Annotated in this window: 14 protein-coding genes and 1 tRNA gene; 8 read left to right on the forward strand and 7 right to left on the reverse strand. The window is 68.6% G+C overall.

Going from position 1 to position 20,659, the window contains the following annotated elements:
* Positions 1 to 56: 56 nt before the first annotated feature.
* The 4 genes from NS334_RS12575 to NS334_RS12590 form a co-directional block, all read right to left on the reverse strand.
* Entirely contained in the window at positions 57 to 584 is a 528-nt protein-coding gene (locus tag NS334_RS12575; protein ID WP_058756301.1) for an FUSC family protein, read from the reverse strand.
* On the reverse strand, positions 581 to 2,305 hold the full coding sequence (gene poxB, locus NS334_RS12580) for a ubiquinone-dependent pyruvate dehydrogenase (RefSeq protein ID WP_058756302.1): 1,725 nt from the start codon (positions 2,303 to 2,305) through the stop codon (positions 581 to 583). Before poxB ends, NS334_RS12575 begins: the two co-directional genes overlap by 4 nt.
* 127 nt (positions 2,306 to 2,432) lie before the next feature.
* Entirely contained in the window at positions 2,433 to 4,574 is a 2,142-nt protein-coding gene (locus NS334_RS12585; protein WP_058756303.1) for a TonB-dependent siderophore receptor, read from the reverse strand.
* 331 nt (positions 4,575 to 4,905) lie between these two features.
* Positions 4,906 to 4,979 (reverse strand) — tRNA-Cys (locus tag NS334_RS12590).
* A 141-nt stretch (positions 4,980 to 5,120) separates the two neighbouring features.
* On the opposite strand from NS334_RS12590, the gene NS334_RS12595 reads away from it, so the two are divergent.
* From NS334_RS12595 to NS334_RS12615, 5 genes are all read left to right on the forward strand, one after another.
* Positions 5,121 to 5,795, forward strand: coding sequence for a protein-L-isoaspartate O-methyltransferase family protein (locus NS334_RS12595; protein WP_058756304.1), 675 nt, complete (start codon positions 5,121 to 5,123; stop codon positions 5,793 to 5,795).
* An 11-nt stretch (positions 5,796 to 5,806) separates the two neighbouring features.
* Positions 5,807 to 7,336 (forward strand): TolC family outer membrane protein, encoded by a 1,530-nt coding sequence (locus NS334_RS12600; RefSeq protein ID WP_083500460.1) that lies wholly within the window; start codon positions 5,807 to 5,809, stop codon positions 7,334 to 7,336.
* A 30-nt stretch (positions 7,337 to 7,366) separates the two neighbouring features.
* Positions 7,367 to 7,954: a DUF2497 domain-containing protein gene (locus tag NS334_RS12605; protein WP_058756305.1), complete on the forward strand. Its 588-nt coding sequence runs from the start codon at positions 7,367 to 7,369 to the stop codon at positions 7,952 to 7,954.
* Positions 7,955 to 8,011: 57 nt separating this feature from the next.
* Entirely contained in the window at positions 8,012 to 10,039 is a 2,028-nt protein-coding gene (locus NS334_RS12610) for an alpha/beta hydrolase family protein (protein ID WP_058756306.1), read from the forward strand.
* Between the two features lie 157 nt (positions 10,040 to 10,196).
* Complete coding sequence (locus NS334_RS12615) at positions 10,197 to 12,836, forward strand: valine--tRNA ligase (protein WP_058756307.1); 2,640 nt, start codon at positions 10,197 to 10,199, stop codon at positions 12,834 to 12,836.
* Positions 12,837 to 13,016: 180 nt separating this feature from the next.
* On the opposite strand, the gene NS334_RS12620 is transcribed toward NS334_RS12615, so the two are convergent.
* From NS334_RS12620 to sppA, 3 genes are all read right to left on the reverse strand, one after another.
* Positions 13,017 to 14,519, reverse strand: a complete 1,503-nt coding sequence (locus NS334_RS12620; protein ID WP_083500461.1) for a S10 family peptidase — start codon at positions 14,517 to 14,519, stop codon at positions 13,017 to 13,019.
* A gap of 100 nt (positions 14,520 to 14,619) precedes the next feature.
* The gene (locus NS334_RS12625; protein WP_058756308.1) at positions 14,620 to 15,198 is read right to left on the reverse strand and encodes a GNAT family N-acetyltransferase; all 579 of its coding nucleotides are present in this window, start codon (positions 15,196 to 15,198) and stop codon (positions 14,620 to 14,622) included.
* On the reverse strand, positions 15,198 to 17,069 hold the full coding sequence (sppA, locus tag NS334_RS12630; protein WP_058756309.1) for a signal peptide peptidase SppA: 1,872 nt from the start codon (positions 17,067 to 17,069) through the stop codon (positions 15,198 to 15,200). The genes NS334_RS12625 and sppA overlap by 1 nt, the downstream gene beginning before the upstream one ends.
* A 317-nt stretch (positions 17,070 to 17,386) precedes the next feature.
* Here sppA and NS334_RS12635 point away from each other — a divergent pair, with 317 nt between their 5' ends.
* From NS334_RS12635 to groL, 3 genes are all read left to right on the forward strand, one after another.
* Positions 17,387 to 18,790, forward strand: a complete 1,404-nt coding sequence (locus NS334_RS12635; protein WP_083500462.1) for an MATE family efflux transporter — start codon at positions 17,387 to 17,389, stop codon at positions 18,788 to 18,790.
* 131 nt (positions 18,791 to 18,921) lie between these two features.
* A complete protein-coding gene (groES, locus tag NS334_RS12640; RefSeq protein ID WP_058756310.1) occupies positions 18,922 to 19,209 on the forward strand; it encodes a co-chaperone GroES in 288 nt (95 codons plus the stop codon).
* A gap of 52 nt (positions 19,210 to 19,261) precedes the next feature.
* The coding region (gene groL / locus NS334_RS12645) for a chaperonin GroEL (RefSeq protein ID WP_058756311.1) at positions 19,262 to 20,659 on the forward strand (1,398 nt) is incomplete at its 3' end.

Here is a 20,659-nt window from a genome sequence, read left to right on the forward strand (position 1 = left end):
CGGTGACGGGTAGGCGGAAACGGCCGGGGTATGAAGGGGAAGATGGCGCGATCCCTTCAGGTCGACGGCAGGTTCTGCCGCGTCGCCCCGCGGATATGCAGCGCCCGGTCGAGGGCAAGGTGCAGGACGGTGGCGATCATGGCCCCCAGCAGCACTTCGCTGCCGCGCTCCACCGCCGCCCGCAGCACGCCGTTTTCGGGAATCGTCGTCATCAGGACGATCGGCGCCGTCCACATGGAAACGCGAAGGCCCGGCCAGCGGCGCGCGATCACCGCGCAGACCGTCACGGCGATCGCAAGCTGGAGCGAGCGGTTCGGGGCGGGATCGGGAATGACGCTGCCGACCACGACCGCTACCAGCAGGCCGATCGCGGTGGCGGCGACCCGCCATACGAAGGCCTGCCGGGTGTCCACGGCGGTGTCCTGCGACACCACCAGGGCGGAGACGACCGCCCAGACCGGATGGCCGAGCCCCAGCGCCCCGGCGGCCAGCGACGACAGCATCGCCGACCCGGTGCAGCGCGCCACGAACGCGAGGGCACGGCGATGCGGCGCGCCGGGTTCGAATCGTAGCGAGGTGTTCACCGTAACAGGTTGGCTTTGGCCAGTTCGATCACTTCGTCACCGCGACCGCTCAGCACCGCGCGCGCGGCGTAGAGGCTGAAGCCCTTCGCCTGTTCGGCCTGGATCTTGGGCGGGATGATGAGTTCCAGTCCCTCCGTCACGACATCGACCAGCGCCGGGCCGTCATGTGCGAAGGCATCGCGCACGGCGTTTTCGAGCGCGTCGGACCGGGTCACTCGTGCTCCGAAATAGCCCATTTCGCGGGCGATCGCCGCAAAATCGGGGTTTTTGAGCGACACGTTGGTGTCGATATAGCCCGCCGCCTTCTGCTCCATTTCGACGAAGCCCAGGGTCGAGTTGTTGAACACGACGACCTTGATCGGCAGCCCCATCTGCACCGCGGTCAGCATGTCGCCCATCAGCATCGCCAGGCCGCCGTCGCCGGACAGCGAAACGACCTGCCGTCCGGGGAAGGCACCCTGCACACCCAGCGCCTGCGGCATCGCATTGGCCATGGAGCCGTGGTTGAACGATCCGATCAGCCGCCGCTTGCCGTTCATCGTCAGATAGCGGGCCGCCCACACCGCCGGGGTGCCGACATCGGCGGTGAAGACCGCATCCTCGGCCGCGAGGCGATCGATCGTGGCGGTCACATATTGCGGGTGGAGCGGCTTGTCGCCGTCGCGCGGGGTGGCGAGATCGTCCAGCCCCTTGCGGGCGTCGCGATAATGCGCGCGCGCCTTGTCGAGGAAGCCGTCCTCGCGGTCGGCGCGGACCAGCGGCAGCAGGCGTTGCGCGAACTCCCGGACGTCCGCGACCACGCCGATGTCGAGCGGAACGCGCCGTCCCAGCGCGCCGGGATCGCGATCGACCTGCACCACCTTCGCCTTTTCGGGATAGAAATTGCGATACGGAAAGTCGGTGCCGAGCATCAGCAGCGTGTCGCATTCCATCATGGCGTGATAGCCGGAGGAGAAGCCGATCAGCCCGGTCATGCCGACGTCATAGGGATTGTCGAACTCGATCCACTCCTTGCCGCGGTAGGCGTGGACGATGGGCGCCTTCAGCGCGGCGGCCAGCGCGACAACCTCGTCATGCGCGCCCGCCGTGCCCGATCCGCAGAGCAACGTCACCCTCCGCGCGTCGTTGACCAGATCGGCGACCTGCTGGAGCGTCGCGTCGTCGGGCACCAGCCGCGGCGTGGCGAGCGCGGGGAAGGGGACGGGCCGCGTTTCCGGCGCCTTTTGCAGGGCGACGTCGCCGGGGATCACCAGTACCGCCACGCCGCGCCGGCCGATCGCGGTGCGGATCGCGCGGTGCAGCAGTTCCGGCATCTGTCGCGCATCCTGCACCATCTCGCAGAAGTGGCTGCATTCACGGAACAATTCGGTCGGGTGCGTCTCCTGGAAATAGGTCAGGCCGATTTCGCTGGAGGGAATGTGCGCGGCGATCGCCAGCACCGGCACATGATTGCGATGACAATCGTACAGGCCGTTGATGAGATGCAGATTGCCCGGACCGCAGCTTCCCGCGCAGACCGCGAGCGCGCCCGTCGCCGCCGCTTCCGCCCCGGCCGCGAACGCCCCGGCTTCCTCGTTGCGGACATGCATCCACGCGATCTCGCCCGAACGGCGCATACTGTCGTTGAAGGCGTTCAAACTGTCGCCGGTCACACCCCAGATGCGGCGCACCCCGGCGTCGACCAGTGTGTCGTTCAACAGATCCGCTATCGTCTTGCTCATCGGTCCAGTATCCATCCCGCCGGCGGGCCCGAGGGCCCGGAATGGACGTCCAACGTTTCGGCGGCGATCGGCTTCCGATCAAAGTCGGCGCGGCCGGTTGCAAAATCTGCACACGCCGACGTGGCGGTCAGAACCGGAGCCGCAATTCCGCCAGAACGGTGCGCGGCTCGCCCGGAAAGCTGCCACTCTGCCGGGAGAAGCCGGATGCCGCATAGGTTTCGTCGAACAGATTGTCGACGCGCAGCATCAGTTCGGCGACGCCCAGCTTCTTCGTGATCGACGCATCGAAGATCGTATAGGGCTGCACCGCCTGTCCGGCGGTCGAAACCCTGCTCGACAGATGCTCGCCGCCGAAGCCGATCGCCGCGCCGAGCGGCGCGATCTGGTAGCGGGTCCAGAAGCCGAATTGATGGCGCGGAGCGTTGGCGAAGCGGTCGCCGACCGCGTTGGTGATCGCCTGTCCGGCGACCGTTCCGGTGATCTTCGTGTCGTTGTACCCGTAGTTGAAGAGCAGCACCCAGTCGGGGGTGAGATCGGTCGCCACGTCGAGCTCGAACCCCCTGCTCGTCACTTCGCCGATCGGGCGGAGCTGATCCTGTCCGTCGACCGGCGGCAGCGAGGGGTCGATCTGCAGGATGTTGCGTCGGACGATCCGATAGACGGCCGCGTTGGCCTGTAGCCGTCCGCCCAGCAGCACCGACTTGACCCCGCCTTCGACCTGACCGCCCGTCACCGGCGCGAACGGGCCACCGGCGGCGATGTTCTGGTTGGCGGCGCTCTGCGGCTCGAAGCTCTGCGACCAGCTGGTATAAAGCGAGACGCCCGCGCGCGGCTTGACGATCGCGCCCGCCCGATAGGTGAAGCGTCCGTCGCGATAGTCGGAGGCGGCGGTGGTGCGACCGCCCAGTTGCGTGGTCACGCCGTCGTCGAACCTGTCGTAGCGGACCCCGCCGACCAGCAGCAGCGCGTCGGTGATCGCGACCTGATCCTGAAGATAGCCGCCCGTGCGCCGGGTGCCGGTGTCAGTCGTGGTGAAGGGCAGCGCGGCGGTCCGGGCCACGTCGCGTCCGGTGCGGGTGTAGACCGGGTTGCGCAGGCTGAGCGGGGTCACGCCCGCGCGCAGGATGCGGGAGTCGAGGATGCTCGTTTCATCATACCAGTCGGCGCCGGCCTGAAACGTGTGCGTCATGCCCGCGATCCTGACCTTGGCGGTCGCGTTCGCCATGAACGAGAGGCCGTCGACGGCGCGGATCTGGTCGCGGAATTCGCGCGCGACCAGATCGGTACTGCCGGCGACGAAGCCGCGCGCCTCGTGATATTGCTGGGTCTCGGTCGCCTTGAAATAGCGCGCGCCGGCATCGAACGTCACCGCATCGCCGATGCCGGTGGCATAGCGTGCCTGATAGGCTTGCGATGAGAGATGAAGGAAGTCGGTCGGTTCGTTGGCGTTCCAGCGGATGCTGGTGAGGAAGTTGCCGGCATCGTCGACCGGCACGCCGCGCAGGCGGTTGCCGCGCAGGAAATTGTCGTAGACGGTCGCCTGAACGGTCAGCTTGCCGCCTTCGTTCGTGCGCACCGACACGCCGCCGTCGCCGATCACCGACGTGTTCCGCGTATTGTAGCGGAACGGTGAGAGCGCCTCGTAGAAGCCGCCGAGGCGGTAGGTGAGAACCCCGTCGCGATCGATCCTGCCGATCGCCTCCGCCGACACGCCGGCACGATCGTAGCTGCCGAGCGTCGCGACCATGCGCAGCGCGCCGACCTCGTCCGGTGTCTTCGACACATAGTTGATGATGCCCCCCGGCGAGCCCGGGCCGAAGAACAGCCCCGCCGGCCCCTTCAGCACCTCGACCCGGCTGATCGTGAACAATTGCGGCACGGAGAAGCCGATGAACGGGTTGCCGCGCTGACCGTCGTAGAAGGACTGATCCTGCCGGAACCCGCGAAAGGTGATCCCGGCATAGCTGAAGGCGCTGATGCCGGAGATGTTGCGGTAGATGTCGGTCGCGTCGCGCGCGCCCTGATCGGTGAACAGGTCGGCGTTGATGACCTGGACCGCCTGCGGAATGTCCATCGGATCCTGCGCGGACTTGCCGACCGTGGTGGTGTCGACCCGGTACAGATGCTGCGCGCGGCCGGTGACGACGACCTCGTCGCCCGACACGCCGTCGTCGAGCGTGGCGCCGGCAACCGGGTTCTTCGTCTCCGCCATGGCCGGCGCGCACGTCATCGCCATCGCCAGTCCCGGCGCTAGGTTCCAGAATCGCATGCGTGCCCCTTTTCGTATCGCTATCGATTCGCAATAACGACACGGGCGGGGTGACGCAACCTTGTGCCTCGGAAGCGGTTGGCGGGAATGCCTGTTCGCGGCGCGAGCCACCGCCGTACCCCGGTACGGACCGGCGCGTGGGGTGTGTGGTTGCTTGCGGGGTTGTTGACGTGACCGCCACCGTGATGGCGCGGGCGTTACGCCGCGGCGGCGGACGGTGGCCGGGAACGGGCGACCTGGCGGCGTGCGCTACGGCGAAAGTCTAACCGACTGCGTGGGTTAGACGCCAAAGATAGGAAACCGCCTGAATGGGGCACCTTCGTCAAGAAGGTGGAGGCGCGACCGGGAATCGAACCCGGGTGCAAGGATTTGCAGTCCTCTGCGTCACCACTCCGCCATCGCGCCTCGATGCGGTGAGGGCGCGCAGATGCGGGGCCGTCGCCGATATGTCAAGCCGCCGATTGCAAAGTGCGTTCCGCGCGCGATACAAGCCACTCAGCGCAACGTGTGTTGCATCGATAAAACAGCTATGCCACAGGAACGCCGATGACCCTTTCCGCACCCGCCCTCCGCCACGACGATTATACCGCGATGCGTCAGGCGATGGTCGCCAGTCAGCTGCGCACCGTCGCGGTGACCGATCCGCGCGTCGTGACCGCGATGGCGCAGGTGCCGCGCGAGCGTTTCGTGCCGGCCGCGTCGGCGGCGCTGGCCTATCGCGACACCGCGATCGACATGGGGCAGGGGCGGGCGCTCAACACGCCGCTGGCGACCGCGCGGCTGCTGGTACAGGCGCGGTTGCAGCCGGGCGATCGCGTGCTGCTGATCGGGGCGGCGGCCGGCTATACGGCGGCGGTGCTGGCGTCGCTGGTGGCCGAGGTCGTGGCGGTGGAGGTGACGCCGGCGCTGGTCGCGCAGGCGCGCGAGGCGCTGGCCGACACGCCGAACGTCACGCTGGTCGAAGGGCCGCTGGAGGCGGGGCATCCGTCCGCGCAGCCCTATGACGTGCTGATCGTCGACGGCGCGGTCGAGGAACTGCCGGCCACGCTGACGTCGCAGGTCGCCGATGGCGGACGGATCGTCAGCGGGTTGATCGAGCGCGGCGTGTTCCGGCTCGCGGCCGGCGCGCATCGCGGCGCGGCCACCGCGCTCACCCCCTTCGCCGATATCGATTCGGTCAGGCTCCCCGGCTTCGCGCGTCCGCGCAGCTTCACTTTCTAAGGATCACCCGCTTGCGCGCTCGTTTCCTGTCGCTGTCGTCATCGATCGCCGCAACGCTGGTGCTGACGGGGGCGCTCCCGGCGGGGGCGGAGACGTTGCGGGACGCGCTGGCGCGCGCCTATCGCGACAATCCGACGCTCGCGGCGCAGCGCGCGGCGCAGCGCGCCAATGACGAGAACGTGCCGATCGCGCTGGCCAACGGCCGCCCGAGCGTGACCGCGCAGGGTGGGTTCACCGACAATTTCCGGCGCACCGGCAACAGCTTCACCACGCCCGAGCGGCAGTTGAGCGGGCAGATCGGCGTCACCGTGCCCCTGTATCAGGGCGGGCGCGTGCGCAACGGCGTGCTGGCGGCGGAAACGCGCGTCGAGGCGGGGCAGGCGAACCTGCGCGGGGTGGAGGCGACGACCTTCACGGACGTGGTCAGCGCGTACAATAACGTGATCCGCGACGAGGCGATCGTCGGGCTGAACACGCAGAACGTCCGCGTGCTGGAAACCAACCTGCGCGCCAGCCGCGACCGGTTCGAGGTCGGCGATCTGACGCGGACCGACGTCGCGCAGTCGGAGGCGCGGCTGAGCCTGGCGCGCGCGCAGCTCCAGTCCGCGCAGGCGACGCTGATCTCCAGCCGCGAGAATTACGTGCGGCTGGTCGGCACGCCGCCGGGCGTGCTGGAGCCGCCGCCCGCGCTGCCCCAGCTGCCCACCTCGCCCGATTCCGCGGTGAATGTCGCGTTGCAGGACAATCCGAACCTGATCGCGGCGCGGCGCGTCCGCGATGCCACCGATTACGACATCCGCGTCGCGCGCGCGAGCCGCCGGCCGCAGGTGAACGCGACGGTGGGGCAGAATTACTTCGACTATCTGGGGTCGCTGGGGCGCGGCAGCGCGCTGGGGCTGGGCAGCGTGCAGAACGGGTCGGCGACCAGCGCCGGCCTGTCGGTCAGCCTGCCGATCTTCCAGGGCGGGCGCCCGGGGGCGCTGGTGCGGCAGGCGCAGGAATTGCGCGGGCAGGCGATCGAGCAGGCGACCGCGTCCGAGCGGCAGGTGATCGCCTCGGCACGCTCCGCCTATGCGGTGTGGCGCTCCTCGCTGGAGGTGATCGCGTCGGCCGAAGCGGCGGTGAACGCCAACAAGCTGAGCCTGGAGGGCGTGCGCGCCGAGAACAGCGTCGGCACGCGCACCGTGCTGGATATCCTGAACGCCGAGCAGGAATTGCTCAACAGCCAGGTGACGCTCGTGTCGGCACGGCGCGACGCCTATGTCGCGGGCTTCGCGCTGCTGGCGGCGATGGGCCATGCCGAGGCGGAGGACCTGGGGCTGGACGGCGGCGCGCTGTACGATCCGACGATCCATTACGCCACGGTGCGCGGGCGATGGAACGATTTCGACGACGGCCCGCGCGCGCAGCCGGTGGCGTCGAGCACCGCCGCCAGCCCCGCGCAGACCGCGGTCGTCACGCGCCCGCTGGACCCGCTGCTCGAAAGCAACGTTGACAGGACGCCCGCGTTGACGACAGGTGTCGATACACCGCGCCCCTGACGGCCGGGGCTGGATTGTGAGGACGACCCGATGGGGGATATGAGCGGCGAACCCTCGATGGAAGACATTCTGGCGTCCATCAAGCGCGTCATCAAGGAAGGCGATACGCCGGCCCCGCGCCGTGCCGCGCCGTCGCCGCGTGCCGAGGAGCAGGCGGCGAGCGACGCGATCCTGGAGCTGAACGAGCCGCTGTCACCCGCGCCGCCGCCGCCATCGCCCACCCCGGCGCCGATCCTGTCGGCCGAGGCGTTCGAGGAGCGGCTGGCCGCCGCGATCGCCCCACCGCCGCCGCCATCGCCGCCGGTAGCGGCACCGGTCGAGGCGCCCGAGGATCGCCGCCCGCCGACCCCGATCATGCCGCCGCCCGCGATCGACGTGGATGACGCGAATGAGACGCCGGTCGTGTCGCCCGCGACCGTGGAGGCGGCGCGCGGCGCGCTGGGCGCGCTGTCGCGACTGGTCGTCAAGCCGGAGCCGGAGAGCGACGGGACGCTGGAGGGACTGGTGCGCGACATGCTGCGCCCGATGCTGAGCGAGTGGCTCGACCAGAACCTGCCGCGACTGGTGGAGCAGATGGTCGCGCGCGAAATCGCGAAGATCACCTCCGCGAAGGGGTAGGCGCGGGGCACCCGCGCCGCATTGTCTCCCGCGCGGGCTTCTGCGTATCGTCCGCGCATGAAGATGCTGACCTCCGCGAGTCTGCTCGCGCTCGCCGCCCTCGTCGCCGCCCCCGCCGGCGCGCGCCAGATCACGATCGACGACCTGACCACGCTCAGCCGCGTCGGGACACCGGCGATGTCGAAGGACGGCCGCTGGCTGGTCTGGGCGCAGCGCGACACCGACCTTGCCGCCAATCGCGGCCGCTACGATCTCTGGAAGCTGGATCTGACGCGCGCCAACGCCGCGCCCGTCAAGCTGGCGGCCGATCCGCAGCTGGACGAGAACGATCCGCAGATCGTCGGCACGACGGTCTATTTCAGCGCCGACGACGCGATCTGGTCGGTGCCGGTGACGGGCGGCCGGCCGCGCCGGCTGACCGACTTCGCGGGCGGGTTCAACGGCTTCAAGGTCGCGCCGACCGGCGACCGCATCCTGGTCTGGGCGGATCGCAAGCCGGGCGCGCCGACGCTGCAACCGGCGATGGTCAAGAAGGACGCCGCGACCGGCCGCACATACGACCAGTTGTTCGTGCGGCATTGGGACACATGGGCGGACGGCAACCGCTCGCAGCTGTTCGTCCTGCCGGTGACGTCGGCGGGCGCGCGCGGGAACGGGCGCGCGATCGCCGCGACGCTGCTGGGCGACACTCCGTCGAAGCCGTTCGGCGGCGGCGAGGAGATCAGCTGGAGCCCGGATGGCCGCACCGTCTATTTCGCGCTGCGCGAGCCCGGCCGGATCGAGGCGCTGTCGACCAACCTCGATATCTTCGCCGCCTCGGTCGACGGCGATACCGCGCCGATCAACCTGACCGCCGCCAACAAGGCGACCGATACGCAACCCGCCGTCTCGCCCGACGGCCGCAAGCTGGCGTGGCTGGCGATGCGGCGCGCGGGCTATGAAGCCGATCGGCTGGTCCTGACGGTGCGCGATCTGGACAGCGGCAAGACCGTGTCGCTGACCGAGCGCTGGGATCGTTCGATCGCGTCGCTGCAATGGGCGCGGGATTCGCGGTCGTTGTACGTCACCGCCGACGATACGCAGGAAACGCCGCTGTTCCAGGTCGAGGCCGATAGCGGCCGGGTGACACGGCTGACCGGCGAGGGGCATGTGTCGGGTGTCGCCGTCGGCCCGAAGAATGTCGTCGTCGCGATGAACAGCCTGACCGCGCCAGACGATTTCTATCGCGTCGGATCCGCGCGCGCGCTGACGCGCCTGACCAGCGTCAATGCGACGAAGCTGGCCGGGATCGAGATGCCGACCGTCGAGCGGTTCAGCTTCGCCGGTGCGAACAACGATACCGTCTGGGGCTATGCGGTGCGGCCGGCGGGCGCGACGGGCAAGCTGCCGGTCGCCTATATGGTCCACGGTGGCCCGCAGGGATCGAGCAACAACAGCTGGTCGTACCGCTGGAACCCGGCGGTGTTCGCGGGCGCGGGCTATGCGCTGGTCGCGGTCGATTTCCATGGCTCGACCGGTTACGGGCAGGGCTTCACCGATGCGATCCGCGGCAACTGGGGCGGATGGCCGCTGGAGGACCTGCAAAAGGGGCTGGCCGCGGCGACGCAGAAGTTCGCATGGCTGGACGGCAACAACGCCTGCGCGCTGGGGGCCAGCTATGGCGGCTATATGATGAACTGGATCGAGGGGCGCTGGCCCGATCGCTTCAAGTGCATCGTCCAGCACGACGGCGTGTTCGACGCGCGCGCGATGGCGTATGAAACCGACGAATTGTGGTTCGACGAATGGGAACATGGCGGCAAGGCCTATTTCCAGGACCCGCAGGCGTTCGAGAAGTGGAACCCGGTCAATTACGTCGACCGCTGGAAGACGCCGCAACTGGTCATCACCGGCGAACAGGATTTCCGGATCCCCTATACACAGGGGCTGGCGGCGTTCACCGCGCTGCAACGGCGCGAGATTCCGTCGCGGCTGCTGGTGTTCCCGAACGAGAACCACTGGGTGTTGAAGCCCGCCAATTCGCGGCAATGGTATCGCGAGGTGATCGGGTGGATGGATCGCTGGACGAAGGGGGGCGGACAGTAACGTCGTCGCCCCCGCGCAGGCAGGGGCCCATGTCTTGGCGTGGTGCCATACCGACCAGCCATGGATCCCCGCCTTCGCGGGGATGACGGTGGGGAAGCGGGGATGACGGTGGGGAAGCGGGGATGACGACCGAATGGAGGTTGGTTATGGACACGCCATGACCGAGCTTCCCAAGACCTTCGACCCCGCCGCCATCGAATCCAAATGGTATGCCCATTGGGAAGACAACGGCCTCTTCCGACCCGACCGCCCGGAGGCGGAGCCGTGGACGATCGTCAACCCGCCGCCCAACGTGACCGGCTCGCTGCACATCGGCCACGCGCTCGACAACACGTTGCAGGACATCCTGACGCGGCACGCGCGGTTGAAGGGCAAGGACGCGCTGTGGGTGGTCGGCACCGACCATGCCGGCATCGCGACGCAGATGGTCGTCGAGCGGCAGATGGCCGCGAAGGGCGAGAAGCGCACCGACCTGACGCGCGAGGAGTTCGTCGCCAAGGTCTGGGAATGGAAGGCGGAAAGCGGCGGGCAGATCACGCGCCAGCTGCGCCGCCTCGGCTGCTCGATGGACTGGGCCAACGAGCGGTTCACGATGGACGAGGGCTTCAGCAAGGCGGTGCTGAAGGTGTTCGTCGACCTGCACGCGCGCGGCCTGCTGTACCGTGACAAGCGACTGGTGAACTGGGACCCGGGCCTCGGCACCGCGATCAGCGACCTGGAGGTCGAGACGCGCGAGGTGCGCGGCAGCTTCTGGCACCTCCGCTATCCGCTGGCTGACGGTTCGGGCCATATCACGGTCGCGACGACGCGCCCGGAGACGATGCTCGCCGACATGGCGGTCGCGGTGCATCCCGAGGATGAGCGTTACAAGGCGCTGATCGGGCAGCAGGTGCGCCTGCCGATCACCGGGCGCCTGATCCCGATCGTCGCCGACGAACATGCCGATCCGGCGCTGGGGTCGGGCGCGGTGAAGATCACGCCGGGGCATGACTTCAACGACTTCGAAGTCGGCCGCCGTGCCGGGATCGAGGCGCGCGACATGCTCAACATGCTCGATGCGCAGGCGCGGGTCGTGCAGACCGCGGACGGCTTGATCCCCGAAGAGCTGCTCGGGCTGACCACGGCAGAGGCGCGCAAGGCGGTCGTCGCGCGGCTGAAGGCCGAGGGCGTGCTGATTCCGCATGTCGACAAGGAGGGCGTCGAGCATGACGCCGAGGCGCGGACGATCCAGACGCCGTATGGCGACCGTTCGGGTGTGGTGATCGAGCCGTGGCTGACCGACCAATGGTATGTCGACGCCGCGACGCTTGCGAAGCCCGCGATCGAGGCGGTGCGATCCGGCAAGATCAAGATCGTGCCCAAGACGTGGGAGAAGACCTTCTTCAACTGGATGGAGAACATCCAGCCGTGGTGCGTCTCGCGCCAGCTCTGGTGGGGGCACCGCATCCCGGCGTGGTTCGCCGACGATGGCCGCATCTTCGTCGCCGAAACCGCCGAGGCGGCGCAGGCGCAAGCGGGCGAGGGTGTCCCGCTGCGGCAGGACGATGACGTGCTCGACACGTGGTTCTCCAGCGCCTTGTGGCCGTTCGCGACGATGGGCTGGCCGGACAACGCCGACGCGACGCTCGGCGGGCGCTATCCCAACGACGTCCTGATCTCCGGTTTCGACATCCTGTTCTTCTGGGATGCGCGGATGATGATGCAGGGCATCGAGTTCATGGGCGATGTGCCGTTCAAGACGCTCTACCTGCACGGCCTGGTCCGCGCGGCGGACGGCGCGAAGATGTCGAAGTCGAAGGGCAATACCGTCGATCCGCTCGGGCTGATCGACGCGTACGGCGCGGACGCGCTGCGCTTCTTCATGGCGGCGATGGAGAGCCAGGGCCGCGACATCAAGATGGATGAGAAGCGCGTCGAGGGCTATCGCAACTTCGCGACGAAGCTGTGGAACGCCAGCCGCTTCGCGCAGGCCAACGGCATCGGTGGCTCGACCACGCTGGAGCCGCCGGTCGCGACTCTGGCCGTCAACAAGTGGATCATCGCCGAGACGGTGCAGACGGTGCAGGCGGTCGACCTCGCGCTGGCCGACTATCGCTTCGATGCCGCCGCCAATGCGATCTACCAGTTCGTGTGGAGCCGGTTCTGCGACTGGTATCTGGAACTGATCAAGGGCGTGATCGACGACGAGACGAGGGCGGTCGCGGGCTGGGTGCTCGACCAGATCCTCGTCCTGCTCCACCCGTTCATGCCCTATATCACCGAGGAATTGTGGCACGCGCTGGCGCCCCGCGCGCATGACCTGATCGTCGGCCATTGGCCGATGGCGGACGCGCGCGCGCTCGATCCGGCGGCGACGGCGCAGATTGGTCGCGCGATCGAATTGATCGAGGCGGTGCGCGGGGCGCGCGCGGAGCTGAACGTGCCGCCGGGCGCGCGGATCGCGCTGCACACCGGCGCCGGTTCGGTCCCGGCCGACATCGCGCCGTATGTCGAGCGGCTGGCGCGCGTAACGTTGGCCGGGGGCGAGGCGCAGGGCGCGCGTGCGCCGATCCTGTGGGGCGCGGAGACGTTCGCGCTCGCGCTCGAGGGCGTCATCGATCTCGACGCCGAGCGGCAGCGGCTGAGCAAGTCGCTGGCGGCGGCGGAGAAGGAGCGTGACGCATTGGCGGGGCGACTGGGCAATGCGAGCTTCGTCGAGCGCGCGAAGCCCGAGGCGGTGGAAAAGGCGCGTGCCGATCATGCCGAGAAGAGCGCCGATGCGGAGCGCTTCGCGGCGGCGCTGGCGCGACTGGGGTAGCGACGGTTTGGCCCTAACGGTCATTCCCGCGTAGGCGGGAATCCAGACGCGCAGGTCTGTCGATAGAGGTGCGACGGCATGGGTTCTGGATCCCCGCCTTCGCGGGGATGACGGAAGGGGCGAAGGGGACGACGGCAAGTAGCTGGGGCGCCGCGACCGTCACGACGCCCCCAGGCGGCATCACCGATACATGGCCGCCGCGTCGTTCTTGAACGATGCGCCGCTGTCGGTGCGGCTGTAGAACATGTGCCCGCCCGGGTAGACGCGCAGCTGCACGCGCTCCGGCACGCCGAACGCCGGCATCTGGTCGACGATCAGCCGCGACGCGAAGAACGGGCACGACAGATCGTCCCAGCCGTGCACGATCAGCACGCGCATCTTCGGATCGTTGGCGATCGCCTTGCGCAGGTCGGTGACGGGCGTGTCGGCAGGCTGGCCGCGATCCCAGGCGGCGTTCACCGCATAGGACAGCGCATTGTAGCGCGCGTCGGTCTTCCAGCCGACCTCCCGCGTCACGAAATCGACCATCGCGCTGGTCGTCGGGGCGATCAGCGAGTCGAGCAAGGGATCATTCGATTCCTGCCGTGGCGACCAGGGGAAGGGATCGAAGGCGGTGACGTTCGAATCGTACACGCTGCCGATCGTCCCGTCCGCGCGGTGGATCTCGCGCAGATAGGTGCGGCTGTCGACGCGTCCGCCCATCCGCTGCACCAGTGCCGGGTCCAGCCCGGTCAGCCGCGTGACGTTGCCGACCACGCGCTGCACCGCCTCGGCATTGGCGCGGCCCAGCAGCAGGTCGCGCGCGAAATCGCCGCGCGTATAGGCCTCGACCTCGGCCATGGTGGTGGCGTTGAGCTGGCCCTTGCGCTCCAGATTGGCGGCGGCCATCGACGGCAGGTCGATCATCCACGGCAGCGGCGACAGCGCGGTGCCATTGTCCCCGGACGCGGGGTCCAGATACGGCGAGACGAGGATCAGCCCGTTCAGCCCGACGCCGATCTGCGATTGCAGTTCATAGGCGATGCGCGGCACCCGGTAGCCGCCATAGCTTTCGCCCATCACATATTTGGGGGAGCGCAGCCGACCTTCCTTGACCAGCCAGTCGTACACCACCTTCGACAGATATTTGATGTCGGGATCGTTGGCGTAGAACGCCTTCTTCGTCTCGTCGGCATCGACCAGGCTGCGGCTGAAGCCGGTGCCGATCGGATCGATGAAGACCAGATCGGTCATGTCGAGCCAGCTGTTGGGATTGTCGCGCGCGATCGGCGCGTCGGAGGGGGCATCGCCCTGCGCGCCGAACTGCACGCGCTTCGGCCCGACCGCGCCCATGTTGAGATAGACCGACGCCGCGCCCGGACCGCCGTTGAACGCGAAGGTGACCGGGCGGGCCACGTCGCCGCCGGGGACGGTATAGGCGGTATAGACGACCTGCCCGATCTCCTTGCCCTTGTCGTCGCGCACCGCGATCGTACCGACCGTCGCCTTGTAGGTGATCGTGCGACCGCCGATCCGCGCGGTCTGCGTGATCGTCTTGTCGGCGGGGAGCGGCGGCAGCTTGAGCTGGTCGTCGTCCTTCTTCTTCTCGACGGTGGTGGTGGTCCTGTCGGTCTGCGCCAGCGCCGGGGCGGTGGTGGCGAGCAGCAGCGCGACGAGCGACAGCGAACGGGAAAGCGTCAGCACGATGGCGGATGTCCGGGCATGGGGGGGCGCCGGCAGGGGGCCGGCGCCTTCATGGTGTCACATGCTACATCCTTGATCGCCGGACGCAATCGGCCGGCGATCAGTCGCGGACGACTCCGGTGACGCTGAACGGCTTCGGCTCGACCGGCGGGATCGCGGATTCGTTCAGCTCGCACTGCCAGAAACCGACGTCGATCCAGCGCCCCTGCTTATAGCCGACCTCGCGATAGACGCCCGCCCGGCGGAAGCCGACCGCCTCGTGCAGCGTGATCGAGCGATCGTTGGGGAGCGCGATGACGCCGATCGCCTGCGTGAAGCCCTGCGCGCGGAGCGTATCGACCAAAGCCTCGTACAGCAGCCGCCCGACGCCCTGACCATGCGTGGCCCCGCCGACGTAGATCGAGGTTTCGACGACATAGCGATAGGCGGGCCGGTCGCGGAAGCGCGTGGCATAGGCATAGGCCAGCACGCCGGGGCCGTCGCCGTCGTCCAGCGAGGCGGCGACCAGCCACGGGTAGAAGCCGTCCGACGCGGCGATCCGATCGCGCATCTGCGCGGCATCGGGCGCTTCGTTTTCGAACGACACGGTGCCGGACAGGACAAACGGCGCATAGATCGCCGCGATCGCCGGGGCGTCGGCGGGGGTGGCGGCGCGGATCGTGATCGGTCCCTGCGTCATCACAGCCCCACGCGCGCGAGGACGGTCTGCCAGAGCGTGCGATCCTCGATGCCGGCCGCGACCGGGCCGAGCCCGACGCACTCCAGACATTGCGCGCGCACCGCCGCGCCGCTCAGCATCCTTTTCGCATCGCCCAGCGCGGCGGCGAACGCCTGCTGCCGCTGCCAGGTCAGGCGCGACAGGGCGTCGGCCGGCGCGGCGGCATCGTCGTCATCCTCCTGATGGGCGATCTGCTGCGCCAGTTGCGCCGCGAAGCCCGGCTTCTTTTCCAGCCATACCGGCTGCGCATCGTCGAGCTTCGCGCGCTTCGCCGCCTCGCGCACCGCGTCGTCCAGCCCGCCGAAGCGATCGACCAGCCGCAGCTGCTGCGCGATCCCGCCGATCCACACGCGGCCCTGACCGATCTCGTCGACGCGCGCGATCGGCAGCTTGCGCGACTGCGACACGCGGGTCAGGAATTCGCGATAGCCATGCTCGATCCCCGACTGGACGATCGCGTCCAGCTCCGGCGTCGTGCCGCCCAGCACGTCGGGCTGCCCCGACAGCGGCGTGGTCTTCACGCCATCGGTCGACAGGCCGATCTTCTTGAGCGTGTTCTCGAACGTCGGGATGATTCCGAAGATGCCGATCGATCCGGTGATCGTGCCGGGTTCGGCGAAGATCACGTCGGCCGGTGTCGATACCCAATAGCCGCCCGACGCCGCCAGCCCGCCCATCGAGACGACGACCGGCAGACCGCGCTTCTTCGCCTCCATGATCGCCAGACGGATCTTCTCCGATGCCAGCACCGAGCCGCCCGGCGAGTCGACCCGCACCACCAGCGCCTTCAGGTCGTTGTCGGCCAGCCCGTCGTACAGCAGCTTCGACACGGTATCGCCCGCTGCCTTGCCCGGCCCGGCTTCTCCGTCGACGATCTCGCCCGCGATCGTCAGCACGCCGACCTTGCCCTTCTTCGGCAACGGGTTGGCGGCGACATAGGCGTCGTAACCGATCGTCCTGAACCAGCCCGCCGGCTTCTTGTCGTCGCCGCCGGCGAGCGCCGCGACGCGCCGGCCGAATGTCACGCGGTCGCCGAGCTTGTCGACCAGCCCGGTCGCAAGGTTCGCCCCGGCGACGTCGCCCTGCGCCCGTTGGATCACCTGCGCGGGCTGCCCCAGCCATGGCGCGAGCTGCGCCTTGGGTCGCGCGGTCGCGACCGCCTCACGCCACTGGTCGAACAGCGCGCCGTACAGCGCCTGCGACGCCTCGCGCGCCTCCGGGCTCTGATCGGTACGGGTATAGGGTTCGACCGCCGACTTGAACTTGCCGACACGGTAGACGTGGGCGTTGACGCCCAGCTTGTCGATCAATCCCTTGTAGAACAACTGGTTGCCGCCCGGGCCGGCGAAGATCGTTCCCCCCATCGGGTCCATCCAGATCTCGCTGGCCGCCGAGGCGAGGCGGTAGCCGCCGTCGGTATAGGCGGTCGCGAAGGCCAGTACCGGCTTGCCCGCGGCGCGCGCGCGCAACAGCGCGGCCTGCACCTCGCCCAGCACCGCCGGATAGGCACCGCCGAAGCGATCGAGATCGAGCACGATCGCCTTCACGCGCTTGTCCTCGCGCGCCGCGTCGATCGCGCGCAGCACGTCGCGCAGGCGATATTGCTTGCCGACCTGCTGCCCGCTGAGCAGCGCGGTGAGCGGCACTTCCTCCGGCTGTTCGACGATCGGGCCGTCCAGCTTCAGCACCAGCGCGCCGTCACCGATCGCGGCCGGGCGTTGCCGCGCGTTGAGCGCCGCGAAAATGGCCACGAAGAACAGCAGCATCGCGACGAGCACGAGCGCGTCCTTGATCCCGACCAGCAGCTTCCAGGCGCCGCGTACCAGCTTCATCGTTCCTGCCACCTTCGTTGTAGGGGTGGGACCGTAGCGCGGCGTGTATGACCGGGGCAATACGCTTTGGGGTTAATGGTGTAAGGGGTCGAGACGTCAGCGCACGCTTCGTCGTCCTGCCGGACCTGTTCGGGCATCCGTGGTGTCGCAACCGCGAGAGGCCCTGAGGTCGCGGCGCCGTGGACCCCGACCTGCGTCGGGGTAAGGGGCGAGCGTCGTGGTGGTCGCGATCGGTTCGGCGGCGTCGCGTAGCGGATGGCAGGAGCGATCACCGCCGCCCTTTCGCCGCAGCCCCCGCTCGGCTAGGGGCACCGGCGATGCATGGCCCCGCCGCCCCGACGCCGCTGACGGAGGCGCCGCCGCCGACCTGGCGCGCGGAGCTGGCCGCGCTCGCCCGGCTGGCGGGGCCGCTGATCGGGGCGAACTTGCTCCAGATGGCGGTCTTCGCGGTCGACGTGGTGTTCGTCGCGCGGCTTGGCCCGACCGAGTTCGCGGCCGCCACGCTCGGCGTCTATATCTTCCACATCTTCGCCTTCGGACTGATCGGGATGGTCGGCGCGGCGGAGCCGTTGATCGCGGCGTCGCTGGGCCGGAAGGTCGGCGCGGTGCGGCAGGTACGACGCTCGTTCCGGATGGCGATGTGGCTGGCCGCGATCGGTTCGTTGGCCGTAATGGCGGTCCTGAACCTCGCCGCGCCGATCCTGCGGCTGGCGGGGCAGGATGCCGCCGTGGCGGCACGGGCGGGCGATTTCTGCCGCGTCCTGTCGCTGGCGGTGCTGCCGGCGGTGATGGCGGCGTTGATCCGGTTGACCGCCGCCGCGCTGGGGCGACCGGGATGGGCGCTGGTGGTCACGACGCTGGCGCTGGGCGTCGCGGTGCTCGGCAACTGGTGTCTGGTGTTCGGCAATGCGGGCTTCCCGGCGCTGGGACTGGAAGGCGCCGCCCTGTCGAGCGTGCTGGTGTCGTGCGCGACCTGTGCGGCGTACATCGTGATCCTGCTGACCGACCGGAAGTTGCGGCGGTTCCGGCTGCTCGGCAAATGGTGGCGCGCGGAATGGTCGCGGATGGTGGAGATCGCGCGGCTGGGCGCGCCGATCGCGCTCGGCTGGATGGCGGAGGGCGGATTGTTCGGTGGTGCGGCACTGCTGATGGGGCTGATCTCCGTTACCGCGATCGACGCCCATGCGGTGGCGCTGAACATCGCCGCGATCGCCTTCCAGATCCCGTTCGGGCTGGCGCAGGCGGGAACGATCCGCGTCGGCTATGCCTATGGCGCCGGCGACCGAGCATGGATCGGCCGCGCGGGCAATGTCGCGATCGGCAGCGGGATCGCGGTCATGGTGCTGAGTGCGGCGATCTTCTGGGCGGTGCCGCACTGGCTGGTGCGGCTGTACGTCGATCCGGCGCGCGAGACGGCGGTGGCGTCGATGGCGATCGGCCTGCTGGGGATCGCCGCGATCTTCCAGTTGGTCGACGGGGCGCAGGCGGTCGCGGCGGGCGTGCTGCGCGGGGTGCAGGACACGCGCGTGCCGATGATGATCCAGGTCGGCGGTTACTGGGGCGCGGGGTTCGGCACCGCGCTGCTGCTCGGCTTCGGGCTCGGCTGGGGCGCGCGAGGCGTGTGGTGGGGGCTGGCGGCGGGGCTGGGCGTGGTGTCGGTGCTGCTGATCTGGCGCTGGTCGCGGCGCGACCGGCTGCGCCCGACGCCACGCACTGCCTGAAAAAGAGTTCCACAAATTTATCGCGCGGGGCGTTGACCCCGGCGGGGGCGATCCACATATGCGGGCTGCTGGCACTCGGGGGCTCTGAGTGCCAAAGAACTGTCATATTGCCTTCAGAGAGGTACTGAGCAATGAACTTTCGTCCGTTGCACGACCGCGTTCTCGTCCGCCGCGTCGAGGCGGAAGAGAAGACGGCCGGCGGGATCATCATCCCCGACACCGCCAAGGAAAAGCCGCAGGAAGGCGAAGTCGTCGCCGCCGGTGCGGGCGCCAAGAACGACAAGGGCGAGCTGGCCCCGCTGGACGTCAAGGCCGGTGACCGCATCCTGTTCGGCAAGTGGTCGGGCACCGAGGTCAAGGTCAACGGTGAAGACCTGCTCATCATGAAGGAATCGGACATTCTCGGCATCATCGCCTGAGCATCCGATACCCTCAACTTTCTCAACATTCGTCATTTGAAAGGGTAGCCACATGGCAGCCAAGGACGTGAAATTCGGCCGCGACGCGCGTGAGCGCATCCTGCGCGGCGTCGACATCCTCGCCGACGCGGTGAAGGTCACGCTGGGGCCGAAGGGCCGCAACGTCGTGATCGACAAGAGCTTCGGCGCGCCCCGCATCACCAAGGACGGTGTGTCGGTCGCCAAGGAAATCGAGCTCAAGGACAAGTTCGAGAACATGGGCGCGCAGATGGTGCGCGAAGTGGCCTCGAAGACCAACGACATCGCGGGTGACGGCACCACCACCGCCACCGTGCTGGCGCAGGCGATCGTTCGCGAGGGCATGAAGTCGGTCGCGGCCGGCATGAACCCGATGGACCTGAAGCGCGGCATCGACATCGCCGTCGGCAAGGTCGTCGAGGACGTGAAGGGCCGTTCGAAGCCGGTGTCGGGTTCGTCGGAAGTCGCGCAGGTCGGCATCATCTCGGCCAACGGCGACAAGGAAGTCGGCGAGAAGATCGCGGAAGCGATGGAGAAGGTCGGCAAGGAAGGCGTCATCACCGTCGAGGAGGCCAAGGGCCTCGAATTCGAGCTGGACGTCGTCGAGGGCATGCAGTTCGACCGCGGCTACCTGTCGCCGTACTTCATCACCAACCCGGAGAAGATGCAGGTCGAGCTGAACGACCCGTACATCCTGATCCACGAGAAGAAGCTGTCGTCGCTGCAGGCGATGCTGCCGATCCTTGAGGCGGTGGTGCAGTCGGGCCGTCCGCTCCTGATCATCGCCGAGGACATCGAGGGCGAGGCGCTGGCCACGCTGGTCGTCAACAAGCTGCGCGGCGGCCTGAAGGTCGCAGCGGTCAAGGCGCCGGGCTTCGGCGATCGTCGCAAGGCGATGCTGGAAGACATCGCGATCCTGACCAAGGGCGAAGTCGTCAGCGAGGACCTGGGCATCAAGCTCGAGACCGTGACGCTGGGCATGCTGGGCACCGCCAAGCGCGTGACCATCGACAAGGACAACACCACCATCGTCGACGGTGCCGGTGACGCCGAGTCGATCAAGGGCCGCACCGAGGCGATCCGTCAGCAGATCGAGGTCACGACCTCGGACTATGACCGCGAGAAGCTGCAGGAGCGTCTGGCCAAGCTGGCCGGTGGCGTCGCGGTCATCAAGGTCGGCGGTGCGACCGAGGTCGAGGTGAAGGAGCGCAAGGACCGCGTCGACGACGCGCTGCACGCGACCCGCGCCGCGGTCGAGGAAGGCATCGTCCCGGGCGGCGGCACCGCGCTGCTGTACGCGACCAAGGCGCTGGAAGGCGTCACGGGTGCGAACGACGACCAGACGCGCGGCGTCGACATCGTCCGCAAGTCGCTGACCGCGCTGGTGCGCCAGATCGCGCAGAACGCCGGCCACGACGGCGCCGTCGTGTCG

This window comes from Sphingomonas endophytica, assembly GCF_001476895.1.
GTDB classification, from domain to species: domain Bacteria; phylum Pseudomonadota; class Alphaproteobacteria; order Sphingomonadales; family Sphingomonadaceae; genus Sphingomonas; species Sphingomonas endophytica_A.

What these genes read in the sequence shown, in the direction of transcription:
- poxB (WP_058756302.1), bottom strand. Translation starts at nt 2,305, where the DNA reads ATGAGCAAGACGATAGCGGATCTGTTGAACGACACACTGGTCGACGCC.
- NS334_RS12585 (WP_058756303.1), bottom strand. Translation starts at nt 4,574, where the DNA reads ATGCGATTCTGGAACCTAGCGCCGGGACTGGCGATGGCGATGACGTGC.
- NS334_RS12595 (WP_058756304.1), top strand. Translation starts at nt 5,121, where the DNA reads ATGACCCTTTCCGCACCCGCCCTCCGCCACGACGATTATACCGCGATG.
- NS334_RS12605 (WP_058756305.1), top strand. Translation starts at nt 7,367, where the DNA reads ATGGGGGATATGAGCGGCGAACCCTCGATGGAAGACATTCTGGCGTCC.
- NS334_RS12610 (WP_058756306.1), top strand. Translation starts at nt 8,012, where the DNA reads ATGAAGATGCTGACCTCCGCGAGTCTGCTCGCGCTCGCCGCCCTCGTC.
- NS334_RS12615 (WP_058756307.1), top strand. Translation starts at nt 10,197, where the DNA reads ATGACCGAGCTTCCCAAGACCTTCGACCCCGCCGCCATCGAATCCAAA.
- NS334_RS12625 (WP_058756308.1), bottom strand. Translation starts at nt 15,198, where the DNA reads ATGACGCAGGGACCGATCACGATCCGCGCCGCCACCCCCGCCGACGCC.
- sppA (WP_058756309.1), bottom strand. Translation starts at nt 17,069, where the DNA reads ATGAAGCTGGTACGCGGCGCCTGGAAGCTGCTGGTCGGGATCAAGGAC.
- NS334_RS12635 (WP_083500462.1), top strand. Translation starts at nt 17,387, where the DNA reads ATGCATGGCCCCGCCGCCCCGACGCCGCTGACGGAGGCGCCGCCGCCG.
- groES (WP_058756310.1), top strand. Translation starts at nt 18,922, where the DNA reads ATGAACTTTCGTCCGTTGCACGACCGCGTTCTCGTCCGCCGCGTCGAG.